This window comes from Nocardioides sp. YJ-D4, from assembly GCF_054031495.1.
The window spans coordinates 1,532,310-1,554,116 of record NZ_CM132932.1 but is presented as its reverse complement, the minus strand read 5'-3'; the positions used below and the strand labels follow the sequence as shown (position 1 = coordinate 1,554,116).

The following is a 21,807-nucleotide window of genomic DNA, read 5'->3' as shown; positions in this document are numbered from 1 at the left end:
TTGCCTGGCAAACGGGAATTTGACCGAAGTTTCTATGCCGTATGCGGGGTCGTAACGCTTGAATCTCCTGTGGCCCTCGGGGTGCCCTATCTCGGGCGGCCGCTCACATTTCCAGGAGGAAGAGCTATGCGAGTTCGTATTCCCATGATGATCGCCGCGGCTGCGGGTGCCGCAGCGCTGACTGCGTCGATGGTTCCCGCATTCGCCGAGGAGGCACCGAGCTACCAGGAGTTCGAGGCGTCCACATACGTCGACGTGGACGGTCAGTACATCGTCAACGGCGACGAGGTCGTCTCCAACCAGGGTGACCTGCACAAGTTCTACGAGTCGATGGTCTCGACGCCGAAGCACGTCCCGGAGGACGGCCTCATCGTCAACACCGTCAGCGGCCGGGACGACAAGTGGTCGGCCTCGCAGGCGCTCAACCTGACCTACTGTGTCTCGGACAAGTTCGGCACCAACAAGGCCGGCATCGTCTCGGCGATGGCCCAGGGCGCCGGCCTGTGGGAGGCGGCGAGCTCGGCGGTCGAGTTCACCTACGTCCCCGCCCAGGACGGCGCGTGCAACACCCGCAACTCCAACGTGCTCTTCTCGGTCGAGCCGGTCAGCACCTCGCAGTACATCGCGCGAGCGTTCTTCCCCTCGACCTCGAAGCGTTCGCGCAACGTGCTCATCGACGACTCGATCTTCTCGTCGGGCAACTGGGAGCCGGGTGACATCCTCGCGCACGAGCTCGGTCACGCCCTCGGGTTCCGTCACGAGCACACCCGCCCGGAGGCGGCGACCTGCTTCGAGGACAACAACTGGCGTGCGCTGACCCCGTACGACTCCTCCTCGATCATGCACTACCCGCAGTGCAACGGTGGCTCGGAGGACCTGGAGTTCCAGGCCTCCGACGCGGCCGGGGTCCGGGCGCTGTACGGCTCCTGATCCACCAGCAGTGATCCACCAGCAGTAAGAGAGCGGCCCTCCCGGGCTTCCGGGAGGGCCGCTCTCATGGGGGGTTCTAGTAGGACAGCCCGTGACCGAGCGGGAAGAGATCGGGGATCTCCACCGGGAGCTTGCCGCTCGGGTTCACCTCGCCGTAGAGCACCCGCACCAGCGACTCGAGCTGGTGGGAGGTGTAGCCGTAGGTGTCGAGCACCGTCGCGGCCTCGGGGAAGGAGGTGACGTCGTAGGGGTTGCGCATCGCGGTCACGATCACCGGGGTGTCGGTGGCGAGCAGCGCCTTGACCAGCTTGGTCTGGGCCACGGACGCCGGGGTCGGCTGACCGGTCGCCGGGTTGATCTGCCAGGCGTTGTTGGTCGGCACCACCACCAGATCCTTGCCCGCGGCAGCGGCGACCGCGGCATCGATCTGCGCGTCGGTCGGAGTGGTGCCCGACTGCAGAACCTGGGTCGTCGCGCCGCGCTTCTGCAGCCCGGCCGCGATGCCCGCCGTCGTGTCCACGCCCCAGCCCGCGACCAGGACGTTCTTCGCCCCCGGCGCCAGCGGCAGCAGATCGTCGTCGTTCTTCACCAGCGTGGTGGTGCGGTCGGAGATCGCCTGGGCGTCGGCCTTGTGCACCGGGTTGCTGAAGACCGCCGGAGCGGCCGCCACGTCGACGTACGGACTCTCGAAGATCTTGTTCTCGAGCTTGTGCTCCAGGATCCGGTAGACCGACTCGTCGAGCCGCTGGCGCGAGATGGTGCCGTCCTTGACGGCGTCGAGCACGGCGGCGTACGCCGTGTCCATCTGAGGCGGGATGAGCAGCTGGTCGGCGCCGGCGAGGAAGGCCTCGACCGGGGCGACGTCGGGCGGGTACGTCGCGCTCGCGCCCTGCATGTCGAGGGCGTCGGTCACGATCAGGCCGTCGAAGCCCATCTCCTCGCGGAGCAGGCCGGTGAGGATCGGCTCGGACATGGTGGCCGGCTCGCCGCTCGGGTCGATCGCGGGCACGGTCACGTGGGCCGTCATGATCGCGTCGATCCCGGCGTCGATCGCCGCCTTGAACGGCGGCAGGTCGATCGCCTCGAGCTCCTCGCGGCTGTGGGTCACCTCGGGCAGGCCGTAGTGGCTGTCGGTGCCGGTGTCGCCGTGGCCCGGGAAATGCTTGGCGATCGAGGAGAGGTCACCGTCGTCGAAGCCGCCGACCTCGGCCGCGACGATGTCGGAGACCGCGGCCGAGTCGGCACCGGCGCTGCGGATGCCGATGACCGGGTTGTTGGGGTTGAGGTTGACGTCGGCGACGGGCGCGTAGTCCTGGGTGACCCCGACCGCGGCCAGCTCGGTGCCGATCACCTCGGCGGACCGGGCCGCGTCCTCGGTCGAGCCGCCGGCGCCGAGCGCCATCTGGCCGGGCATCTGGGTCGCGCCGCTGGCCGGACCGAAGCGGGCCACGAGCGCGCCGCCCTCCTGGTCGACCGCGATGTTGAGCGGGATCTTGGGCCGCTGCTGCAGCGCGGCGCTCTGGAGGCCGTTGGAGAGCTTCGCGACCTGGGCGGCATCACCGATGTTGTCGGGCCCACGGGTCGTGAAGTAGATGACCCCGCCGGGCTGGTACTTGGCGATCGCCTGCGCCGGGGTGTCCACGCCGTAGAGCCTCTGGTTGCCGGCCTTCGCCGTGTCGCTGACGTTGTTGGCGTCGCGTCCGTAGACCTCGATCACGAAGAGCTGACCGACCTTCTGCTGCAGCGACATGTGGTGCATCAGCGAGACGATCTTGCGGTGCTGGGGCGACGCCATGTCCGTGGCGGTCGTCGCGGGCGGATCCGGCTCTGCGGCGTGGGTTGCTGCGTACGGCGTAGCAACCGCCACCGCGGCCGCGAGTCCCGCAGCCGCCAACCTTCCGCGTCTGGTCAGTGTCGTTCTGCTCATGACAACCTCCCCATCTGCACCGCGGTACGCGGCACGGCGATTCACTCTAGGGGCTACCAACCGGTCACGGAAGAAAATTCCCGAGTCGGCAGATGGGGGCAGGACGATTTTCACCGGATCGGTGGACAGAACGGCCCGGCAGGGCCAGGGTGAACCTTCGTGCGCATCGTTGTCGGAGCCGCAGCGGCGGCCACTCTCGCTCTCACCACCCTCACGTTCGCGCCGGCGGCGCAGGCTGTGCAGCCAGGGGGTGCGTACGGCTGGACGTCTGTGAACGTGGATACGACACAGGGGTTCCGGGCGCTGGACGCCGTCGACGCGGAGACCGCGTGGGTCGGCGGGGACGGCGGGGGAGTGTTCCGTACGACCGATGGCGGCCGGACCTGGGACGAGGTCTCGCCACCGGGATCCGACGGGCTGCTCTTCCGCGATGTCGAGGCACGCTCGGCGAGCGAGGCGGTCGTGCTCTCCATCGGCGAGGGCGAGGCGAGCCGGATCTACAAGACCGTCGACGGCGGAGCGACCTGGACCGAGACGTTCCGGTCCGCGGAGCCGACCGCGTTCTACAACTGCGTCGACTTCTGGCCCGGCGGCAAGCGCGGGATCGCGATGAGCGACCCGGTCGACGGTGAGTGGCGCATCATCACGACCTCCGACGGCGGCGACACCTGGACGATCGCGGACACGCGCGGCCTGGAGGCGCCGGGTGAGTTCGGCTACTCGGCCAGCGGGACCTGCCTGGTCACCGCGGGGGCGCGCGACGCCTGGATCGGCGGTGGCGGCGCGGCCGCGAAGATCTACGCCACCCACGACGGCGGTCGTTCCTGGTCCGCCGCCGACTCCACGATCGCGACCGGTGAGGCCGCCGGTGTCTTCGGGCTCGGGTTCCGCAACCCTCGCCAGGGCATCGCGGTCGGTGGCGACTTCGGCCTCGAGGACGACGGCGTCGACCGCGCCGCGTACTCCACCGACGGCGGCCGCACCTGGACCAACTCCGACTCCGACCTGGGCGGATACCGTGAAGCGGTCGCCTGGATCGGTGGCCGCACGGCGATCGCCGTCGGCCCCAACGGCAGCGACATCAGCCATGACAACGGCCGTTCCTGGAAGCCGTTCGGCGCCACCCAGACCCGCTTCCACACCGTCGACTGCGCCCAGGGTGTCTGCTGGGCCGCCGGTGCGGGCGGGCGGGTCGGGGTGCTCGCCCGCTGAGCTCAGATCTTGAGCCCGATCGTCATCGGTCCGCTCGAGGCCATCTCGTGCTCGCCGCGCTCGATGCAGAACTCGTTGCCCTCCGGGTCGCGGAGCGCGACGAAGCCGGTCCCGTCCTCCTTGCGGTGGTCGCCGAAGACGGTGGCGCCGAGCGAGAGCGCGCGCTCGACGAGCTCGTCGCGGGTGGTGTCCTCCGGCTTGATGTCGATGTGGACCCGGTTCTTCGCCGACTTCGCCTCGGGCACCGGGACGAAGAGGAACATCAGCTCCTTCGACGGGAAGCTGCGGGCGACGATCACCTCGGGGTCCTCGTCGTAGAAGAGGTGCCAGCCGGTGACCGCCGACCAGAACTCCCCGAGCTTGCGGGGGTCGGCACAGTCGAAGGTGAGATGGCGGATCTGGATAGTCATGGCCGGATCATCCACCGAAGCCCGCCCGACGCGGAACGGGTTATTCGACGAACTCCGAGACCGTACGCGGCGTGGCCGCCGTCGCCAGGGCGACGGCCGTCTCGAGCGGCACGTCCGGGATGTCGACGTGCTCGTGGCCGGCCGCGGTCATCGCGGTGACCTGGGCCAGGCCGATGCGGCGGTCGAAGAACGTCTGTCTGACCCGCCAGCCGATGATGCCGTCGGTCTGCAGTGCGGTGCGTACGGCGGTGTACGAGCCGGAGCGGACGACCAGGTAGCGATCGGTGAGCGCGTGGCCGAGGTGGCGGTGGCGCAGCTCGGCACCGAGCAGCCCGAGAACGAGGGCGACCACCAGCATGGCGACCGGGATCCACCAGAGCCAGACGTCGCCGAAGACGCCGATCAGCACCGTCGGGACGAGCGCGACGAGCGTCCACACGACGGTGGCGACGACCGCCCGGAACCAGTAGCGCCGGCGTGGCCGCGGCCCGTGTCCGGTGAGCGCCGTCGAGAACGCGTCCTCGCCGAGGATGTCGGTGCCGACCTCGGAGACGACCTGCTCCGGGGCCGTCGGCAGGACCGCGGGGAAGTTGTCGTCGAGCCCGGTCGTCAGCAGGTTGAGATCGGCCCCGCCGGCCAGGCCGATCAGCGGGCCGACGGTGGAGGTGGCGCCGCGTACTTTCGCCTCCTCCACCGTCGTCGCGCGGGTGCTGGTCAGGCCGAAGCTGCGTCGCAGCGTGGTGCCCTCCCGGCCCTGCTCGCGTACGACCTGGAGGTCCCACCAGCGCACCGCGTAGCCCACGCACGACCCGATCGCCCACACCGCGGCGGCCCCGACGATCGCGATCGGCACGGCGATAAACAGCATGCGTACGAACTCGTCGACCGGGACGCCGTTGACCTCGCCGTTGGTGACCCGGACGCCGAAGGATTCCCACGGGATGAGGTCGGAGAAGGCACCGAAGAGCGCGCCCAGACCGCCGAGCGCGATCGCGAGGTTCCTGAGGTTGAGCGGGGCGTACCTGATCCAGGACCAGTCGAGCTTGGCGATGATCTCGCCCTCGGGTGAGTCCGCGACGGGCGCGGTCTCCGGGGAGGAGCCTTCGGCCGAAGGGACGTCAGACGCGAATGGCCCGGATGGTGCGGGGGCCGCGTGCAGAAGCTCGCGCCGCAGCCGGGCGGCGGCATCCTTGGTGAGCGAGTCGAGGGTGATCTGGCCCTCGTCGACCCCGGTGCCGACATTGACCTTGGTGACCCCGAGGGCACGATGGATGAGGGTCGAGCTCAGGTCGACGCTCCGCACCCGGTCGAGCCGGGCGGTCAGGGTGGTGCGGTTGAGCAGGCCCTTGCGTACCTCCAGATGTGTCGGTGTCACCCGATAGCTCGTGGTCAGCCACGGGACCATACCGGCCAGAGCCGCGACCACCGCGATGCCGACCGCGACCAGCAGACCGATGAACACGTTCGCCTGCCCGGCACCGAAGGCACCGACCGCGGCCGGGATGATCGCCTGACGCAGCGTCGAGAGCGGGCTGACGACCGCGGTCCATCCGGCCAGCCGCTGCCACTCCGCGTCCGGAACGAGAGGAGTGTCAGGGACCTCGGGGACGTCAGGGACCTCGGGTGTGCTCACGTCGCGTCCTCGGGCGTCGCCGCGGTGATCGCCACCAGCTTCGCGACGACCTCGAGCGCGAGCGCGTCGTCGAGGCAGGCGATCTGGACGATGCCCGCCGAGGAGGCGGTGGAGACCTTGACCGTACGCAGCCCGAACCGCCGCATCAGCGGCCCCTGGGTCGAGTCGACCGTCTGCACCCGGGAGAGCGGCACGATCTCGTCGATGACGGTGAGCCACCCGTGGCGTACGTGGACGGCGATGTCGGTCACCTCCCACCGGTGGATCCGGAACCGGATCGAGGGCACGAAGGTCAGCCCCGGCACCGGCGCGAGGACGAAGACCACGGCGACGGCCCAGAGGATCCAGGTCCAGAAGCCCTCGGGGACGAGCACCGCCGCCACGATCGCACCCACCGCGAGCGCCAGCCAGATCACGGCGCCGATCGCCTCCGCCGTACGCCAGTACGCCGGCGCGCGCTCGGAGACCTGATGTGCGGGTTCGCGCAGTCGCTGTGGTGCGTCGGGGGCGTTCACGGGACGCGAGCCTATTGGGTGGTCGGTCTTTACCGTCGGATATGTGCAGATTCGGTGCAGACGGCGCCAGCGCACCCCTAGAACAGCTAGGGTTAATGCCTAGAAGAACTAGGTATGGGAGGCGGGTGCGCATGCGCATCGACAAGGATCTGGTCGCCGCCTCGGCGACCCCGCTCGTGCTCGGCATCCTGGCCGAGGGCGAGTCGTACGGCTATGCCATCGGCAAACGGGTCGCGGAGCTCTCCGGTGGCCGGATGGAGTGGACCGACGGGATGCTCTACCCGCTGCTGCATCGTCTGGAGCGACTCGGCTACGTCGACGCAAGCTGGGGACGATCGGAGAGCGGCCGCCGGCGCAAGCACTACGCGATCACCGACACCGGCCACCAAGCGCTCGCCGACCGGCAACGTCAGTGGCAGGTGGTCGCCGACACCCTGGACAACGTGTGGCGCAACTTCGGCACGCCCCCGGTCGCGGAGGGGCTGGCATGAGTCTGGACCTGGAGGCACAGATCGATCAGTGGCGCGGCTTCGTGGCCCGCCGGCCCGCCCTGGCCGCCGACGACGTCGTCGAGATGGAGGACCATCTCCGCAACCAGATCGCTGATCTCACCGACGGGGGTCTCGCCGAGGACGAGGCGTTCCTGGTCGCGGTCAAGCGGATGGGCAACCTCGACGACGTCTCTCGGGAGTTCGCCCGTGAGCACTCCGAGCGGCTGTGGCGACAGCTGGTGCTGATCCCGGAGCCGGGTGCCGGCGTCGTCGGGTCGCGCTGGCGCGACCTCGGCATCGTGATCGGCGTGGCGCTGCTGGCCGGCGTCGCGCTCAAGATCCTCATCGAGTCCTTGGACGAGTTCGCGTTCATCCGCAACGTCGCGTTCGTGCTGGTCGCGGCCGTGGCCGGCTGGATGGCGTACAAGCGCCGGGTCTCCTGGCGCGTGGCTGCAGTCCTCACGGCGGTGGCAGCCGCGCTCGTGCTCGTGGTCAACCTTTACCCGTTCGAGATGACGCCGGTGCCCGGTGCGGGCGAGGATCCGGGCATGACCGCCGTGCTCGTGGTCATCCACACGCCGGTGGTGCTGTGGTTGCTCACCGCGGTGGCGTACGCCGGCGGCATCTGGCGCTCCCACGGCCGTCGGATGGATTTCGTGAGGTTCACCGGCGAGCTGGCGATGTATCTCGCGCTCATCCAGGCCGGCGCCGGAGTGCTGATCGGGCTCAGCGTCGGGGTGTGGAACCTGGCCGGTTTCGACCTCGAGCCCTACCTGGAGAACTGGATCCTTCCCTTCGGTGTCCCCGGCGCGATCATGGTTGCGGCCTGGCTGGTCGAGGTGAAGATGAACGTGGTCGAGAACATCGCCCCGGTGCTCACCAAGGTCTTCACACCGCTGGCACTGGTGATGCTGGTGGCGATGTTCGCGGTGATGGTCCTCGGCGACTCCTTCGACGCGGTCGACCGCAACCTGCTCATCCTGATGGACGCGGTGCTGATCTTGGTCGTGGCCCTGCTGCTCTACTCCATCTCCGCCCACAACCCGATGGAACCCGCCGGCGTCTTCGACTGGATCCAGCTCGCGCTGGTCGTGGCCGCCCTCGCCGTCGATGCGATCGCGCTGAGCGCGATGCTGACCCGGATCGCGGAGTTCGGCTGGACCGCCAACAAGACCGCGGCCCTCGGCCTCAACCTGATCCTGCTGGCGCACCTCGCCTGGACCGGTTGGCTCACCCTGCGTTTTGTACGCCGCACCGGAACGTTCCACGACGTGGAGCGCTGGCAGACCCGCTATCTGCCGGTCTACGGCCTGTGGGCGGCGGTCGTGGTCGTGGCCTTCCCCGTCATCTTCTCGTTCGACTGACGCGCCCGGGTGTCATCGCCGCGCCTTGTGCGCGGCGATGACCGAGGGGTACCAGTCGAAGGAGGGTCGCGGGGAGAGCGAGCCGGCGATACCGGTCGACGATCCGGCCGGGTTCGGCGCAGAAGGCCGCTGCAGCCCCGTTCGGCGTTTCGGCCGTGGTCGGCGTACGACCCTAGGATTGTCGATCGTGGCACTCACCATCGGCATCGTGGGACTTCCCAACGCGGGCAAGTCGACCCTCTTCAACGCTCTGACCAAGAACGACGTACTCGCGGCGAACTACCCGTTCGCCACCATCGAGCCCAACGTCGGTGTCGTCGGGGTTCCCGACGAGCGGCTGGCCGAGCTGGCGAAGATCTACGGGTCTCAGAAGCTGCTGCCGGCCACGGTGCAGTTCGTCGACATCGCCGGCATCGTGCGCGGCGCCTCGCAGGGTGAGGGCCTGGGCAACAAGTTCCTCTCCCACATCCGCGAGTCCGACGCGATCTGCCAGGTCACCCGGGTCTTCCGCGACGACGACGTCACCCACGTCGACGGCAAGGTCGAGCCCGCCAACGACATCTCCACCATCCAGACCGAGCTGATCCTGGCCGACCTGGAGACGGTCGAGAAGGCGATCCCGCGGCTGGAGAAGGAGTCGCGCAAGGCTCCTGACCTCAAGGCGAACCTCGCTGCCGCGGTCGAGGCCAAGGAGGCCCTCGAGGCCGGCACCCCGATCATCGCCACGAAGATCGACCGCGCGCTGATCCGCGACCTGATGCTGCTCACCGCCAAGCCCTACATCTTCGTCTTCAACTGCGACTCCGACGAGCTCGCCGACGAGGCCCTGAAGGACTCCATGCGCGAGCTGGTCGCCCCCGCCGAGGCGATCTTCCTGGACGCGAAGTTCGAGTCCGAGCTCGTCGAGCTCGACGAGGACGAGGCCCGCGAGTTCCTGGCCGATGCCGGCGTCGAGGAGCCCGGCCTGGACATCCTCGCCCGCGTCGGCTTCGACACCCTCGGCCTGCAGACCTACCTCACCGCCGGCCCCAAGGAAGTACGCGCCTGGGAGATCCCCAAGGGCGCCACCGCCCCCGAGGCCGCCGGTGTCATCCACACCGACTTCCAGAAGGGCTTCATCAAGGCCGAGATCGTCTCCTACGACGACCTCATCTCCGCCGGCTCCGTGGCCAAGGCCCGTGACCTCGGCAAGGTCCGCATGGAGGGCAAGGACTACGTCATGGCGGACGGCGACGTGGTCGAGTTCCGCTTCAACGTCTGAGAAGTGATCTGCTGAAAAGCCAGACGCCTGCCATCGGGCATGCGAATTTATACGCATGCCTTATGATGCAACGTTCCACCGAGGGAAGCGGCTCCGTGCCTTGGCGCGATGGTCGGAAGTGGGCGTCTTGGAACCGCGCGCGAGATTGCCAATCGAGGCTAGGTTTGCAGCCCGTGTCGACCAACGGTCGGGGGTCTTCTTCCGGCCAGTACTACTTTGTGACTCGGACTCCGTAGAATTTCATCGCCAACTGAGTTACCTCATAGACGCCTTCGACGCATTGCCTGAGCGAGTTGACATTGCGTTCGACTCGACTTGGAAGGCCTTTGAGGTTGCGTCCGCTGCCGCGGTTAGCGCAAACATCACCGACCGGCTTAAATTGCTGTCTCGATCGATTGATGTAGCCGTTACCGATCGACTCTGTGCAAGCATTCCGGTGCAGTCATGTGAGTATCTCTTCAAAAAGATCGTTGCTGATATTGATGAACCTGAATCGCGGTCTCGATTCAGAAAACGAATCGATGGTCTGGGAGATTCCGCGATCAACCAGCTAGTCGGCCACCTACGCGCGACATATGGTGAAGGATCTCTGGAGTCAGGGCGAAAGGGTGCGTTGCTGCTTAGAAGAGCACTTCGGGGTGAGATCCTCAGGCTCGGTTCCGACATCGATTTTCAATTGAGCGGATTATCGCGTTCAAGATTTCTGATGTCTGTCTTTCTGTATACGGCTCGCAACGATAGAATTCATGGAGAGTCCTTCTCGCCGTTTGTGAGCAGTGTGGCGAGTTTGCGAACCTATACCCACCCATACTTTGCGTTTCTGGCGTCCTATTACCTACTCCTGTGCGTTTGGCGAGAAACTATGCCGGACGTGCTTCCGGGCGGTCATGTCGGCATAGCATCTTCGCTCGACGAAAATATCAAGCTGGCGATGGAACTGTTCGGGCGACATTGGGAGAGGTAGAAATGGTGGTCGGGGAGTGCCGGATGTATTTGTAGAAGCAGATTGGCTGCATAGTCGAGTTCCGCTTCAACGTGTAAGCCTCCGGGACCGAGCCTCCGAGGAGATACTCGCGTCATGACGATCGACCGTCTGATCGCGTCGGGGCTGTTGTCGGCCGACGACGCGGAGTGGTCGCCGGTAGCCGGCGGAGAGTCCGGTGCCACGGTGCTTCATGACCGTGAGGCGGAGCGCTATGCGAAGGTCGTTCCCGCTGCGGCGGCGCAGGACCTGGCTGCGGAACGCGATCGGATCACCTGGCTCGGCGAGGCAGGCCTCCCCGTCGCCTCCGTGCTCGACTGGTGGGCGACGGACGATGGCGCGTGCCTGATCACCAGTGCGGTGGCCGGCGTCTCGGCAGACCAGCTGGATGCTGATGCGCTTCGACGCGCCTGGCCGAGCATCGCCGCGATCGTTCGTACGCTGCACGGCCTGCCTGTGGAGGAGTGTCCCTTCGACAGGGGGCTCGGGGTGATGGTGCCGCTCGCACGGGAGGTGGTCGCCGCGGGTCGAGTCCAGGCTGAGTTCCTGCCGGTAGCGCTGCAGCAGGTGCCGCCGGCGACGATCCTCGACGGGATCGAGGACGAGCTGCCGCAGCGTACGTTTCAAGAACGCACCTCACCTGTCGTGTGCCACGGCGACCTCTGCCTTCCGAACGTCCTCGTGGACCCGGACACGATGCGCGTATCTGGACTGATCGATCGGGGGCGGCTCGGTCGTGCGGACCCGTACGCGGACATCGCCCTATTGCTTGAGAATGCTCGCGAAACGTGGCGTGATGAGGCCACCGCTTCCCAGACCGATCGTGAGTTCGCCGAGCTGTATGGATTCCGTCTCGACGCCGAGCGTCGGCGCTTCTATCTGCGTCTCGACCCACTGACCTGGCCTGGCTGAACGATCAGGCGACAGCCGCATGATCAGTGGACTGGTGGGCCCTGCGGCTGCCCCTCGAACCTGGCTCCGCTCGGTTCGGCGAATACCGCACCTCATGAGCGGAGGCCGGCGGCGTGGTCCGCGTAAGCGATACTGAGCGGGCACGACATGCCGCCGCCTCAACCCAACACTGGAGGTTCCATGCCCAAGGGCTACTGGGTCAGCGCCTATCGCAACATTTCAGACCCTGAGAAGCTGGCCGCGTACAACAAGCTGGCCCCGCAGGCCGTCAAGGCCGGGGGCGGTCGGGTCCTCAGCCGTGGCAGTCGGGTCGTGGCGCACGACTCCGGAATCGCCGAGCGCACCGTCCTGATCGAGTTCGACAGCTTCGAGCAGGCCGTAGCGGCGCACGAGAGCGCGGCGTACCAGGAGGCGCTCGCCGCCCTCTCCGACGGTGTCGAGCGCGACTTCCGCATCATCGAAGGCATGGACTGACCGAAGTCCAGGATCTTCAGGTGCCACGGATCGAGCTCACCACTGAGATTCCGGCGACGCCGGAGCGGTGCTTTGAGCTGAGCTTGTCCGTGGACGCGCACCAGTCGTCGATGTCCGACTCGGGTGAGCGCGCCATCTCCGGTGTCACCTCGGGTGTGATGCGTCGGGGCGACTCGGTGACCTGGAGAGCACGTCACCTCGGGATCGCGTTCACGATGACTTCGGTGATCAGTCAGTACGACGCTCCGTACCGGTTCGTGGACGAGCAGGAGTCCGGCCCGTTTCGGCGTTGGTGGCATGAGCACCGATTCGAACCAGTCTCTGGTGGCACCCTGATGACCGATGTCGTGGAGTTCGAGTCGCCCGCCGGACCGGTCGGGCGGTTCATGAACGCCCTCGTGCTGACTCGGTACATGACGAAGCTGTTGGAGCAACGGAACGCGTGGTTGGTCGACGCTCTCTCTGCGCCTGAGGTCTGATGGCTCTCGTGGCGCGAGCCCTCGTCGCCCCGTGCTGATGCAGCAGCAACGTGGGAGTCCCGAAGTCACCCGGTGACCTCAGGACTCCCACGTCGCTTGTCGGTCAAGGTCGCGGCACCTTCTGCTCCTGCTGGGACCCCGGGACGAGCTGGCCGTCGATGGCAAGCTCGGAGGTGTACTCGTCCATGTCGTGGGGGACCTCGAAGGCGGCGTATCCGGCTCCGTCGACCTCATGGACGTCGAGGTCCTTGGTGTAACCCGCTGACGTGATGCGGACAGACGTCACATCGGGATGAACGGCGTAGACCCAGACGAACGAGTCGCCGACCTCGACACCAGAGGCGTTGAAGAGCGCCGGATTCTCCAGATAGCGGGACGTGTCGTTGACGTGGCCGCAGTCCATTTCGACGTACTCACCGTACTCATAACCAGTAGTGCTCCACTCGCTTCCGAGCAGGTTCTCCTTCTCCTCGACCAGTTCCACTCCGGTGACGGGCTGACCACACTCATCGGTTCGGTCGGACTCGATCAGCAGGTAGCGGCTGCCGTCCACGCTTCCGCGCATGACGATGTCCTGCGGAGGGATCTTGTCGACGTACTCCGGTCCTTGGCGGACGATCGCAGCTCCCGCGGCCGTCGCCAGCACCACAGGGATGGCGACTGCGCCGAGGCCGACCAGGATCCGCCGCCTGCGGTGCGGCTTTCGTGCGGTGTTGATCCGGCTTGCGGCGAAGTCGTCCTCGGCGAGTGTGTCCGCAACCGTGTGCAGGGTGTGTCGCAGCAGCAGGCCGAGGCTCTCCGGGTCGTGGGTGTTCTTCATGCGAGTGCCTTTCGGAGCTTGCCCAGCGCCCGCCGGTGGTCCGAGCGGACAGTTGCTGCTGGGCGGTTGAGGATGTCTGCGATCTCAGCCAGGGGAAGATCTTCGTAGTAGTGGAGGACGACGACGGCGCGTTGCGTCCACGGCAGCTGCGCGATCTGTGTCCAGGTCTCGTCAACCTCAGGCGGAAGGGTCACCAGCGGCCGATCAACGGCCTTGGCTCGGAGGCGGAACTGCCGTCGCTGGGCATCCTTGACGAGATTGACCACGGCCTTCTTGAGGTAGCGCGACGGGTTCTCGATCTGATCCCAGCGCTCGTGGGCCGAGGTGAACGCTGACTGGACCACGTCCTCGCTCATCTCGTGCGAGCCAGAAACCAGGTACGCCAGCCGCAGGAGCGTCATCCGGTACTCCCGGTAGGCCTCCTCGAACCCAACGTTGGGCATCTGCCCCTTCGTCGTCATCACACCTTCTCAGTCGTACCGGACACCCGAAACGTTGCACCTGATACTGCGCCGAATGTGGTGATCGCCAGGCACCTTCGAGTATCCGGCGGCCTTGCAGACATTCGTAGCGACAGGAGTCCCGAGCGGTGGTCGCGGTGGCGCCTGCGATCGTAGAGACCGAGACGACCTTGAACCGGGTCGATGAGGCGTACGCGCTGGCCTGGGCCGAAGCGCGTACGGCAGCCGACGAGGACCTGATCGACGTGCTCCGCCAGGCAGGACTCGGGCCGAGCTGGACCGAGCCGGGCCGGCCACGGGCGGATCTGCTGCTCGCCATCTGGCGGGCGGGCGCTACCCCGCGGTCCGCCTCGAGACAGCTTCGCGAAGCTCTCGGCGTACGGTCTGGTGCTTGACCCTGGTGGGGACCAGGAGAAGTCTGGAGAGATGACCAACCGTGCGATCGATGACTCGCGTTCGCTGCTGACTCTCGGCCGGGTGGACTCGGTGCGGGTCCAGGTCGGCTATCGGGCCAGCCCTGACGACCAGGTGGACCGGCAGTACCTGCTCGACCTGTCGGTCCCAGAGCCGGACGGCGGGGGAAGCGAGGATGTACTCGACGAGCGGGAGATCCTCGCCGCGCTGGAGCCAGTCCTCTACGCCGGAGCCGACGCGCGACGGCACTACTCGCTGCACCAGCACCGATGGCACACCAGCTGGGGCGCCAGCCCGGGCGCCCTCGAGATCGGGCTGCTGGTGAACACCGGGCCTCGGACCACGGCCGTCTCGGAGGCGTCGTACGACGGTGTGGCCCGCGCCTTTCGTGACGTGATGGAGGTGGTCGGCCGGCCGGAGCGGACGCCGACCTCGCGGGAGTCGGCGGTCCAGCGCACGCTGCGTGCGGCCGCGACGGCGTACGCCGTGGACCCGGACGCCCTCTCGCTCCGTGCGGAGGAGCACCACACGGCCGACAACTCCTGGACGCTCACCCTGCGCTCCACCGCGGGGGATGAGTACGACGTGGTGGTCGGTTTCGTCGAGGGGTACGCCGGTGCGGTGTCGGTGCGGCATGCACACCGGATCGAGGCGGCCGACTCCATCGGCCCCGAGTGACCTGGAGCCATGAAGTCGCCGCGCTACAGCCAGGGCCGGCGTCCGGGGCCGGTCGGGTGGGTGCCGGTGACGCCCATGACGACCGAGTACAGGCTGGTCTCGGCGGTGATGAAGAGGCGGTTGCGCTTGGCGCCGCCCCAGGAGATGTTGGCGACGGTCTCTGGGACGTTCAGGCGGCCGATGAGAGCGCCGTCGGGGTCGTAGCAGTGCACGCCGTCGTCCATCGCGGCGACCCAGAGGCGGCCGCCGTCGTCGAAGCGGAGGTTGTCGAAGCGGGCGCCGTCGCGGGCTCCGGCGTCGGCGAAGACCTCGCCCTCGGAGAGGGTGCCGTCATCGCGTACGTCGAAGACCCAGATCTTGCCGGCTCGGGTGTCGGAGACGAAGAGCTGGCGCTCGTCGGGGGAGAAGACCAGCCCGTTCGGGGCGCCGAAGCAGTCCGCGACCAGGCGGACCTCGCCGCTGGCTGGGTCGATCCGGTAGACGTTGTTGGAGCCGATCTCACTCTCGGCGCGGTAGCCCTCGTAGTCGCTGGTGATGCCGAAGTCCGGGTCGGAGAACCAGATCGAGCCGTCTGACTTCACGGTCGCGTCGTTGGGGCTGTTCAGGCGCTTCCCTTGCCAACGCTCGGCCAGCACGGTGATCGTGCCGTCGTGCTCGGTCCGGGTGACCCGCCGGTTGCCCTGTTCGCAGGTGATCAGCCGGCCCTCGCGGTCGAGGGTGTTGCCGTTGGTGTGCCCGGCGGTGCGGCGGAAGACGCTCACGTCTCCGGTCTCCTCGTCCCAGCGCAGCATCCGGTCGTTGGGGATGTCGCTCCAGACCACCTGACGCCAGGCGGGCACGTAGATCGGCCCCTCGGCCCAACGGCACCCGGTGAAGAGGACCTCCAGCGCCTCGTCGCCGTTCATGCATCGTCCGGTGCGGAACCGGTCGTCGAGCATCTCGTACAGCCCAGGGCGATCACTGCTCATGGAGTCCACTCCTCAGTATCCAATGCCGAATCTGAATCGGCCTGAGGTGAAGACTGCAAGATCAGGTATGGTCAGCGCAAGATATTTCTGAACGGAGAACCTGTGGACCAGATCGATCGCGAGCTGCTGGCCGAGCTTCAGAGCGACGCCACCCAGTCCTACGCCGCGCTGGGCCATGCAGTCGGCCTCTCCGCGGGTGCGGCTCACGAGCGCGTACGCAAGCTGCGTGAGAGTGGTGTCATCCGGCGCACCACCGCCGACGTGGACCCGGCCGCCGTGGGCAGCTCGGTGCTGGCGTACGTCATGGTCGACTCCACGTCGTGGATGGGAGAGTCGGCGGAGGCGTTCGCCGCGCTCCCGGAGATCGTGGAGGCCCACATCATCGCGGGCAGCGCCTCCGTGCTGGTGAAGGTGAGGACCGCGACCACCGAGCAGCTGCAGGACGTGCTGCGCCGGATCTACGCCATCGAGGGCGTCAGCGGAACGCAGGCGACGGTCGTCCTGGAGACCTTCTTCGAGCGGCCGCTCTCGCCGGTGGTAGCGGACCAAGCCTGAGGTCAGGCGGGCACCTTGTCCAGGAAGCCGCGTACGTCACGGATCCGCTGGTCGGCGTCGACGACGACCACGTCGAAGCCGATGACGACCGGCTCCGCGCCGGCCGGTCCCAGACCCCACTGGAACCGAGCCTGCTGGTGGTGGGCGTCGACGGTCCCCACGGGCGTGAACACGAAGCCCGGGAACTGCGCACGTACGGCCTGGATGGTCGCCCCGACGGCCTCGCGGCCCTGCACGTCGGCGAGCGGGTCCACGTAGACGCAGTCGTCGGACCAGTGCTCGGCCAGCAGCTTGGTGAGCACCGACTCGTCGGTGGCGTTCCAGGTGTCCAGGTAGCGCGTCACGATGTCGTTCATGGTGTCTTCCTTCTCTCGGATCGGGTTGCCACGAGAAGGTTCGCCGCTGGTCGGTGCGCGGGTCGATAACCTCCGAGGTCATGGCCCTCGGAATCCAGGGTTGGCTAGCCTCGGGCCGTGATCTCAACCGCGACGTCACCGTCACCGTCGGTCGGCAGCGAGCTGCGCCGCTGGCGCGAGCTGCGGTCCTTGAGCCAGCTCGCGCTCGCCACGCAGGCCGAGGTGAGCACCCGGCACGTGAGCTACGTCGAGAACGGTCGCTCCCGGCCGACACCGGAGATGATCGTCCGGCTGGCCGAGGTGATGCGGGTGCCCATGGCCGAGCAGAACCGGCTCCTGCTCGCCGGCGGGTTCGCGCCTCGCTATCCGCACCGTGCCACCGACGACGACGCGCTCGCGCCGGTGATGGCCGGGCTTCGCAGCCTGTTGGACGCCCACGCGCCGTACCCGGCTCTGCTCCTCGACGACCACTGGGACATCGTCGATGCCAACCAGCCCGTCGACGGACTGCTCGACGGCTGTGACGCCAGCCTGCTCGAGCCTCCGCTGAACGTGATCCGGCTCTGCCTGCATCCGCGCGGACTCGCCCCGCGTATCCGCAATCTGCCCGTCTGGCGAGCCCACCTGCTCCATCAGCTCGGCCGCCGCATCACCCACACCGGGGGCGACCCGGCCCTGGTCGCTCTCCGCGACGAGGTCACCGCCTACCCCTCCGGCGACGAGCCGTCCGTCCGGCCGCTGGCCGACCCGGTCGTCCCGCTGGAGATCGACGCGGGCGGCCACGCGCTGCGCTTCTTCAGTGTCGCCAGCCAGATCGAGAATGCCTCGGACGTCACCCTCAACGGGCTCCATCTGGAGACCTTCGTCCCCGCCGACGACCGGACGCGACAGCTGCTCAGCCGGTGACCAGTCGCTCTCTCCGTTGACGCGTGCGGCTCAGCTGTCGAGGGGCATGCGTACGCCGGTGAGCTCCTCGGAGACGGTCCACAGCCGCTGCTGGGTCTGCAGGTCGTAGGAGGCGGGGCTGGAGGTCACCAGCTTCGGATATCCGCGGGCCTCGCCGAGGCCGCTGGGCCCGTAGTACTGACCGCCGATGACGGCGGGGTCGGTGGCGGCACGCAGGGTGGGGAGTGCGCCCATCGCGGGCGCCTGGCCGACCAGGGGCGCGAGCCAGTCGAAGGCGACGCGGATCGGGCCGGGAGAGTTGCGGCCGAGCTCGGTGTTGGAGCCACCGGGGTGGGCTGCCACCGCGATGGTGGTGCCGTGCGAGGCCAGCCGGCGCTGGAGCTCGTAGGTGAACATCAGGTTGGCGAGCTTGGCCTGGCCGTACGCCGCGACGCGGCTGTAGGACCGCTCCCACTGCAGGTCGTCGAAGTGGATGTCGGCGCGGATGCGGTGGCCGAGGCTGCTGACCGTGACGACCCGCGAGCCGGGGACGGGGAGGAGCTGGTCCAGAAGCAGGCCGGTGAAGGCGAAGTGGCCGAGGTGGTTGGTGCCGAACTGCATCTCGAAGCCGTCCGCGGTGGTCTGCTTCGGCGTGTACATCACGCCGGCGTTGTTGATCAGGAGGTCGATCCGCGGGTGACTGGCGCGCAGGTCGGCCGCCGCGGACCGGATCGACTCCAGGGAGGCCAGGTCGAGGACCTGGACGGTGACGTCGCCGTCGATGCGCGCGGCTGCCTGCTTACCCTTCTCTGCGTCGCGTACGGCCATGACCACCTGCGCACCGTGCTCGGCGAGCATGCGGGCGGTCTCGAAGCCGAGGCCGGTGTTGGCGCCGGTCACGATCGCCACTCGGCCGTGCTGGTCGGGGATGTGCTGATCAGTCCAGGTGTCGCTCATTGTCCACTCCTAAAGAACCATCGGTCTGTTATCACCAACTTAAGAGACCGATGGTCTGATGTCAAGGGACCGGCGGTCTTTAAGTTAGTCTGGGGCGGTGACATTCCAGCGGGCACGAAGCGACGAGCAACGAGAGATCCGCCGCCGGGCGATCCTGGACACGGCGGCGGCGATGCTCGACGAGATGCCGGTGGCCGACGTGAGTCTCAACGAGCTCAGCCGGCGGGTGGGGCTGGCCAAGTCGAACGTGCTGCGCTACTTCGAGTCGCGCGAGGCGGTGCTGCTCGAGCTGCTGGACGACTTCTTGGGGGCGTGGCTCGAGGAGCTGGCCGAGGAGCTGGCCGCGGGTGTCCAGGCCGAGGCGTCACCGGAGGTGCGGGCGGACCAGCTGGCCGAGGTCCTCAGCCGGTCGCTGTCGGGTCGGATGGTGCTCTGCGACCTCTTCGGTGCGCAGGGTGGCGTCCTCGAGCACAACGTCTCGGTCGAGGTCGTCAAGCGCCATAAGCGCTCCACCCACGAGCACCTCGCCACCATGCTCGAGCTCGTACGCCGCCACCTGCCCGAGCTCGGCGACGGTGCCGAGACGTTCTGCACGATGAGCCTGATCTCGGCCGGCGCGCTGGCGGCGTACGTCCCGCCGCCGCCCAGCGTCCTCGCCGCCTATGCGGACGAGCCGGAGCTCGGCGTACTGCATCTGGATCTGCGCGACGCCCTGCGCACCTCGTTCACCGCGGCGCTCGTGGGCGTGCTGCCACGCTGACCTACCCCTTGATCAGCCGCATGGTCTGGTGCGACAGCACCCGGCTCACTGCGGGCAGCCGGGAGATCGTCCCGACGATGAGGGCTTCGTACGCATCGGGGTCGGCGACCTGGACGCGCAGGTAGTAGTCGGGCTGGCCGAGCATGCGGCGCATCTCGGTGACCTCGGGGACGGCGATGGCGGCGGTCTCGAAGTCCTCGATGGTCTTGCCGTCGTTGACGGCGATGTCGATGGCCACGATGACCTCGAACCCGCGTCCGCCGCTCTTCGGGTCGATGCTGGCGTGGTAGCCCTTGATCACGCCGGCGCGCTCCAGCCGCTGCACCCGGCGCAGGCATGGCGCCGGGGTGAGCCCGACCCTTCGGGCGAGCTCGGCGTTGCTCAGCCGGGCGTCATCCTCGAGCTCGGCAATGATTGCTCGATCCAGGTCGTCAATCGCATGATCATTGCGCACAGCGGCACTTTAGCATCGCCGATGGGCAATCCAAGGACGTCAGAACTTTCCTAGGCTTGCCGCATGCACGTGATGGATATGGAGACGGCGCCCGGGGAGCTCGCGGGGACCCGCGAGGAGGTCGCCGCCGGGTGGAGGACAGTGCTTCCCGCATGTGTCGCCGTCGTCCCGCTCGGGCTCGCGCTCGGCGTACTGGTGGTCCAGTCCGGGCTCGCCTGGTGGTGGGCGCCGGTGCTCGGCGCGGTCGTCTTCGCCGGCTCCATGGAGTTCCTGCTGGTCGGCCTCCTGGCCGCCGCCGCGCCGCTGGCGCAGATCGCGGTCAGCACCCTGCTGGTGAACTTCCGGCACGTCTTCTACGCCATCACGTTCCCGATGCACCGGGTGCGCGGCCGCGGGTGGAAGGCCTACAGCACCTTCGCCCTGACCGACGAGGCGTACGCGCTCACCGCGACGCCGGAGGCGGCCGAGTGGTCGCGGACCAGGATCATCAGCATCCAGGCGTTCTTCCACCTGGCGTGGGTGCTCTGCGTGGCCGCCGGCGCCGGGCTGGGATCGCTGATCCCGCCGCAGGTGGTCGGCCTCGACTTCGCGGTCACGGCGCTGTTCGTGGTGCTGGGGATCGAGGCGTACAAGGTCCGGAGGTCGGTGCCGATCTCAGTGCTCGCCCTGGGCTGCGCGATCGTCGCGGCGCTGATCTCGCGCGACAACATGCTGCTGATCGCGATGGGCATGTTCTGCGCCGCGCTGGTCTGCTCGTACGTCCTGGCTGCCCGTAGGAGCAGGCGTGACTGATCCCTGGTACGTCCTGTCCGCCGTCCTCGTCTCCGCGGCCGTCACCTGGACCCTTCGCGCGGCTCCGTTCGCGATGCTCGCTCCGCTGCGGCACAGCGCGCTGCTGGCCTACATCGGCGACCGGATGCCCGTCGGCGTGATGGTCATCCTCGCCGCCTACACCCTCCGTGACACCGACCCTGCCGTCCTGGCCTCTGCCGGACCGGCCGCCCTCGCCCTCGCGATCACGATCGGGCTGCACCTGTGGCGAGGCAGCATGACGTTGAGCATCTTCGCGGGCACGGCCGCGTACGTCCTGATGACCTCGGTCATCGCGGCCTGATCGGCAGCTGTCGGGGACTACGGTGTCCGCATGACCGTAGAGAACAGTGCCAGGAAGTCTCGTCAGCGAGGCGACGGACGGAACGGGTTCGAACGCTTCGTGGAGGTGGTCACCTCTGTGGTCAGCCATGCTCCCTTCTTCTATGTGATCGTGGGCGTCCTGCTGCTGTGGGCGGTGAGCTTTCCCTTCTGGTCCTCCAGTACCAAGTGGGAGCTGGCCGTGCACACGGGTTCCTCGGTCCTGTCGCTGCTGTTGCTGGTGCTGCTCCAGAACGCCGGGCGGCGCTCGGAGGAGGCGTCCCACGAGAAGCTCAACGTGATCGCCTCGGCCCTCTCTGATCTCATGGAGTCCCGGGCCCGCGACGACGAGGACCTTGCCGACTCGGTGCGGATCCTGCGCGAGGCCGTGGGGCTGGAAGAGCGACACTGAATACTCGCGCCACCACCCGCTGAGAAGGAGTGCACATGACAGAGCAGACGATTCCTGAGCCGGTCGCCACCTTCATCGAGGCCGTCAACAGGCACGACGAGTCCGCGTTCCTCGACGCCTTCACCGAGGGTGGAGCTGTCGACGACTGGGGCCGTGTCTTCACCGGACGAGAGCAGATCAAGGGGTGGAGCGACAACGAGTTCATCGGCGCTCAGGGGACCCTCGCCGTCGAGGAGGTCGCGGCCGAGGACGGCACGGTGACCGTGATCGGCGACTGGCGCTCCACCCACGCCAACGGCCGCTCGAAGTTCGTCTTCGACGTCGACGGCGACCGGATCACCACGATGACCATTCGCGAGGGCTGAC

Annotated in this window: 27 protein-coding genes; 17 read left to right on the top strand and 10 right to left on the bottom strand. The window is 67.7% G+C overall.

Annotated elements, in window-relative coordinates; translation table 11 throughout:
• Nucleotides 1–126: 126 nt before the first annotated feature.
• On the top strand, nt 127–930 hold the full coding sequence (locus tag ACW14X_RS07555) for a M57 family metalloprotease (protein ID WP_350838219.1): 804 nt from the start codon (nt 127–129) through the stop codon (nt 928–930).
• A 76-nt stretch (nt 931–1,006) separates the two neighbouring features.
• Here ACW14X_RS07555 and ACW14X_RS07550 read toward each other — a convergent pair whose 3' ends face one another.
• Nucleotides 1,007–2,857 carry a glycoside hydrolase family 3 protein gene (locus ACW14X_RS07550; protein ID WP_457165192.1) on the bottom strand — a complete coding sequence of 617 codons (1,851 nt, stop codon included), beginning with the start codon at nt 2,855–2,857 and terminating at the stop codon, nt 1,007–1,009.
• Between the two features lie 159 nt (nt 2,858–3,016).
• Here ACW14X_RS07550 and ACW14X_RS07545 point away from each other — a divergent pair, with 159 nt between their 5' ends.
• Nucleotides 3,017–4,069 (top strand): WD40/YVTN/BNR-like repeat-containing protein, encoded by a 1,053-nt coding sequence (locus ACW14X_RS07545; RefSeq protein ID WP_457165191.1) that lies wholly within the window; start codon nt 3,017–3,019, stop codon nt 4,067–4,069.
• A gap of 2 nt (nt 4,070–4,071) precedes the next feature.
• On the opposite strand, the gene ACW14X_RS07540 is transcribed toward ACW14X_RS07545, so the two are convergent.
• The 3 genes from ACW14X_RS07540 to ACW14X_RS07530 are packed head-to-tail and all read right to left on the bottom strand — an operon-like array spanning nt 4,072 to nt 6,627.
• Nucleotides 4,072–4,479, bottom strand: coding sequence for a VOC family protein (locus tag ACW14X_RS07540; RefSeq protein ID WP_165112114.1), 408 nt, complete (start codon nt 4,477–4,479; stop codon nt 4,072–4,074).
• A 40-nt stretch (nt 4,480–4,519) separates the two neighbouring features.
• Nucleotides 4,520–6,112: a PH domain-containing protein gene (locus ACW14X_RS07535; RefSeq protein ID WP_457165190.1), complete on the bottom strand. Its 1,593-nt coding sequence runs from the start codon at nt 6,110–6,112 to the stop codon at nt 4,520–4,522.
• Nucleotides 6,109–6,627 carry a PH domain-containing protein gene (locus ACW14X_RS07530; protein ID WP_160024852.1) on the bottom strand — a complete coding sequence of 173 codons (519 nt, stop codon included), beginning with the start codon at nt 6,625–6,627 and terminating at the stop codon, nt 6,109–6,111. Before ACW14X_RS07530 ends, ACW14X_RS07535 begins: the two co-directional genes overlap by 4 nt.
• A gap of 131 nt (nt 6,628–6,758) precedes the next feature.
• Here ACW14X_RS07530 and ACW14X_RS07525 point away from each other — a divergent pair, with 131 nt between their 5' ends.
• The 6 genes from ACW14X_RS07525 to ACW14X_RS07500 all read left to right on the top strand — a co-directional run bounded on the left by ACW14X_RS07525 (nt 6,759) and on the right by ACW14X_RS07500 (nt 12,590).
• Nucleotides 6,759–7,118, top strand: coding sequence for a PadR family transcriptional regulator (locus ACW14X_RS07525; RefSeq protein ID WP_457165189.1), 360 nt, complete (start codon nt 6,759–6,761; stop codon nt 7,116–7,118).
• Nucleotides 7,115–8,482 (top strand): permease prefix domain 1-containing protein, encoded by a 1,368-nt coding sequence (locus ACW14X_RS07520; protein WP_457165188.1) that lies wholly within the window; start codon nt 7,115–7,117, stop codon nt 8,480–8,482. The genes ACW14X_RS07525 and ACW14X_RS07520 overlap by 4 nt, the downstream gene beginning before the upstream one ends.
• Before the next feature lie 187 nt (nt 8,483–8,669).
• Nucleotides 8,670–9,743, top strand: coding sequence for a redox-regulated ATPase YchF (gene ychF, locus ACW14X_RS07515; RefSeq protein ID WP_141803377.1), 1,074 nt, complete (start codon nt 8,670–8,672; stop codon nt 9,741–9,743).
• A gap of 1,078 nt (nt 9,744–10,821) precedes the next feature.
• Nucleotides 10,822–11,637 (top strand): APH(3'') family aminoglycoside O-phosphotransferase, encoded by an 816-nt coding sequence (locus tag ACW14X_RS07510; protein WP_457165187.1) that lies wholly within the window; start codon nt 10,822–10,824, stop codon nt 11,635–11,637.
• Between the two features lie 180 nt (nt 11,638–11,817).
• Nucleotides 11,818–12,111, top strand: a complete 294-nt coding sequence (locus tag ACW14X_RS07505) for a DUF1330 domain-containing protein (RefSeq protein WP_350838209.1) — start codon at nt 11,818–11,820, stop codon at nt 12,109–12,111.
• 20 nt (nt 12,112–12,131) lie between these two features.
• Entirely contained in the window at nt 12,132–12,590 is a 459-nt protein-coding gene (locus ACW14X_RS07500) for an SRPBCC family protein (RefSeq protein WP_350838207.1), read from the top strand.
• A 103-nt stretch (nt 12,591–12,693) separates the two neighbouring features.
• On the opposite strand, the gene ACW14X_RS07495 is transcribed toward ACW14X_RS07500, so the two are convergent.
• Together ACW14X_RS07495 and ACW14X_RS07490 are read right to left on the bottom strand one after the other, a co-directional pair.
• The gene (locus ACW14X_RS07495) at nt 12,694–13,410 is read right to left on the bottom strand and encodes a hypothetical protein (protein ID WP_350838205.1); all 717 of its coding nucleotides are present in this window, start codon (nt 13,408–13,410) and stop codon (nt 12,694–12,696) included.
• Nucleotides 13,407–13,871, bottom strand: coding sequence for an RNA polymerase sigma factor (locus tag ACW14X_RS07490; RefSeq protein ID WP_350838203.1), 465 nt, complete (start codon nt 13,869–13,871; stop codon nt 13,407–13,409). The genes ACW14X_RS07495 and ACW14X_RS07490 overlap by 4 nt, the downstream gene beginning before the upstream one ends.
• 137 nt (nt 13,872–14,008) lie before the next feature.
• Between ACW14X_RS07490 and ACW14X_RS07485 the strand changes: the two genes are divergently transcribed.
• A complete protein-coding gene (locus ACW14X_RS07485) occupies nt 14,009–14,266 on the top strand; it encodes a hypothetical protein (RefSeq protein ID WP_350838201.1) in 258 nt (85 codons plus the stop codon).
• Nucleotides 14,267–14,297: 31 nt separating this feature from the next.
• Nucleotides 14,298–14,963, top strand: a complete 666-nt coding sequence (locus ACW14X_RS07480) for a hypothetical protein (protein ID WP_457165186.1) — start codon at nt 14,298–14,300, stop codon at nt 14,961–14,963.
• 23 nt (nt 14,964–14,986) lie between these two features.
• Here the strand turns inward: ACW14X_RS07480 and ACW14X_RS07475 are convergent, their stop codons facing one another.
• Nucleotides 14,987–15,931: an SMP-30/gluconolactonase/LRE family protein gene (locus ACW14X_RS07475; RefSeq protein ID WP_457165185.1), complete on the bottom strand. Its 945-nt coding sequence runs from the start codon at nt 15,929–15,931 to the stop codon at nt 14,987–14,989.
• A gap of 102 nt (nt 15,932–16,033) precedes the next feature.
• On the opposite strand from ACW14X_RS07475, the gene ACW14X_RS07470 reads away from it, so the two are divergent.
• Nucleotides 16,034–16,486: an Lrp/AsnC family transcriptional regulator gene (locus ACW14X_RS07470; RefSeq protein ID WP_350838195.1), complete on the top strand. Its 453-nt coding sequence runs from the start codon at nt 16,034–16,036 to the stop codon at nt 16,484–16,486.
• A gap of 2 nt (nt 16,487–16,488) precedes the next feature.
• Here the strand turns inward: ACW14X_RS07470 and ACW14X_RS07465 are convergent, their stop codons facing one another.
• Nucleotides 16,489–16,842, bottom strand: coding sequence for a nuclear transport factor 2 family protein (locus ACW14X_RS07465; RefSeq protein WP_457165184.1), 354 nt, complete (start codon nt 16,840–16,842; stop codon nt 16,489–16,491).
• 117 nt (nt 16,843–16,959) lie between these two features.
• On the opposite strand from ACW14X_RS07465, the gene ACW14X_RS07460 reads away from it, so the two are divergent.
• Complete coding sequence (locus ACW14X_RS07460; RefSeq protein WP_457165183.1) at nt 16,960–17,748, top strand: helix-turn-helix domain-containing protein; 789 nt, start codon at nt 16,960–16,962, stop codon at nt 17,746–17,748.
• A 30-nt stretch (nt 17,749–17,778) separates the two neighbouring features.
• Here ACW14X_RS07460 and ACW14X_RS07455 read toward each other — a convergent pair whose 3' ends face one another.
• The gene (locus ACW14X_RS07455) at nt 17,779–18,684 is read right to left on the bottom strand and encodes an SDR family NAD(P)-dependent oxidoreductase (RefSeq protein WP_457165182.1); all 906 of its coding nucleotides are present in this window, start codon (nt 18,682–18,684) and stop codon (nt 17,779–17,781) included.
• 97 nt (nt 18,685–18,781) lie between these two features.
• On the opposite strand from ACW14X_RS07455, the gene ACW14X_RS07450 reads away from it, so the two are divergent.
• Nucleotides 18,782–19,444 (top strand): TetR family transcriptional regulator, encoded by a 663-nt coding sequence (locus tag ACW14X_RS07450; RefSeq protein ID WP_457165181.1) that lies wholly within the window; start codon nt 18,782–18,784, stop codon nt 19,442–19,444.
• A gap of 1 nt (nt 19,445) precedes the next feature.
• Here ACW14X_RS07450 and ACW14X_RS07445 read toward each other — a convergent pair whose 3' ends face one another.
• Entirely contained in the window at nt 19,446–19,898 is a 453-nt protein-coding gene (locus ACW14X_RS07445) for an Lrp/AsnC family transcriptional regulator (RefSeq protein WP_457165180.1), read from the bottom strand.
• Nucleotides 19,899–19,961: 63 nt separating this feature from the next.
• Between ACW14X_RS07445 and ACW14X_RS07440 the strand changes: the two genes are divergently transcribed.
• From ACW14X_RS07440 to ACW14X_RS07425, 4 genes are read left to right on the top strand one after another with little or no spacing between them, the layout of a single operon-like run.
• Nucleotides 19,962–20,690, top strand: a complete 729-nt coding sequence (locus ACW14X_RS07440; protein WP_457165179.1) for an AzlC family ABC transporter permease — start codon at nt 19,962–19,964, stop codon at nt 20,688–20,690.
• On the top strand, nt 20,683–21,012 hold the full coding sequence (locus ACW14X_RS07435; protein WP_457165178.1) for a branched-chain amino acid transporter permease: 330 nt from the start codon (nt 20,683–20,685) through the stop codon (nt 21,010–21,012). Before ACW14X_RS07440 ends, ACW14X_RS07435 begins: the two co-directional genes overlap by 8 nt.
• Before the next feature lie 30 nt (nt 21,013–21,042).
• Nucleotides 21,043–21,441 (top strand): low affinity iron permease family protein, encoded by a 399-nt coding sequence (locus tag ACW14X_RS07430; RefSeq protein ID WP_160024839.1) that lies wholly within the window; start codon nt 21,043–21,045, stop codon nt 21,439–21,441.
• A 35-nt stretch (nt 21,442–21,476) separates the two neighbouring features.
• A complete protein-coding gene (locus tag ACW14X_RS07425; protein ID WP_160024838.1) occupies nt 21,477–21,806 on the top strand; it encodes a nuclear transport factor 2 family protein in 330 nt (109 codons plus the stop codon).
• Nucleotide 21,807: the final 1 nt, after the last annotated feature.

Bases quoted from the DNA above. Each gene is read 5' to 3' on its own strand.
- ACW14X_RS07430 (WP_160024839.1), top strand. From the start codon at position 21,043: ATGACCGTAGAGAACAGTGCCAGGAAGTCTCGTCAGCGAGGCGACGGA.
- ACW14X_RS07510 (WP_457165187.1), top strand. From the start codon at position 10,822: ATGACGATCGACCGTCTGATCGCGTCGGGGCTGTTGTCGGCCGACGAC.
- ACW14X_RS07525 (WP_457165189.1), top strand. From the start codon at position 6,759: ATGCGCATCGACAAGGATCTGGTCGCCGCCTCGGCGACCCCGCTCGTG.
- ACW14X_RS07540 (WP_165112114.1), bottom strand. From the start codon at position 4,479: ATGACTATCCAGATCCGCCATCTCACCTTCGACTGTGCCGACCCCCGC.
- ACW14X_RS07475 (WP_457165185.1), bottom strand. From the start codon at position 15,931: ATGAGCAGTGATCGCCCTGGGCTGTACGAGATGCTCGACGACCGGTTC.
- ACW14X_RS07520 (WP_457165188.1), top strand. From the start codon at position 7,115: ATGAGTCTGGACCTGGAGGCACAGATCGATCAGTGGCGCGGCTTCGTG.
- ACW14X_RS07490 (WP_350838203.1), bottom strand. From the start codon at position 13,871: ATGACGACGAAGGGGCAGATGCCCAACGTTGGGTTCGAGGAGGCCTAC.
- ACW14X_RS07505 (WP_350838209.1), top strand. From the start codon at position 11,818: ATGCCCAAGGGCTACTGGGTCAGCGCCTATCGCAACATTTCAGACCCT.
- ACW14X_RS07555 (WP_350838219.1), top strand. From the start codon at position 127: ATGCGAGTTCGTATTCCCATGATGATCGCCGCGGCTGCGGGTGCCGCA.
- ACW14X_RS07550 (WP_457165192.1), bottom strand. From the start codon at position 2,857: ATGAGCAGAACGACACTGACCAGACGCGGAAGGTTGGCGGCTGCGGGA.
- ACW14X_RS07455 (WP_457165182.1), bottom strand. From the start codon at position 18,684: ATGAGCGACACCTGGACTGATCAGCACATCCCCGACCAGCACGGCCGA.
- ACW14X_RS07425 (WP_160024838.1), top strand. From the start codon at position 21,477: ATGACAGAGCAGACGATTCCTGAGCCGGTCGCCACCTTCATCGAGGCC.
- ACW14X_RS07480 (WP_457165186.1), top strand. From the start codon at position 14,298: ATGACCAACCGTGCGATCGATGACTCGCGTTCGCTGCTGACTCTCGGC.
- ACW14X_RS07440 (WP_457165179.1), top strand. From the start codon at position 19,962: ATGCACGTGATGGATATGGAGACGGCGCCCGGGGAGCTCGCGGGGACC.
- ACW14X_RS07495 (WP_350838205.1), bottom strand. From the start codon at position 13,410: ATGAAGAACACCCACGACCCGGAGAGCCTCGGCCTGCTGCTGCGACAC.
- ACW14X_RS07465 (WP_457165184.1), bottom strand. From the start codon at position 16,842: ATGAACGACATCGTGACGCGCTACCTGGACACCTGGAACGCCACCGAC.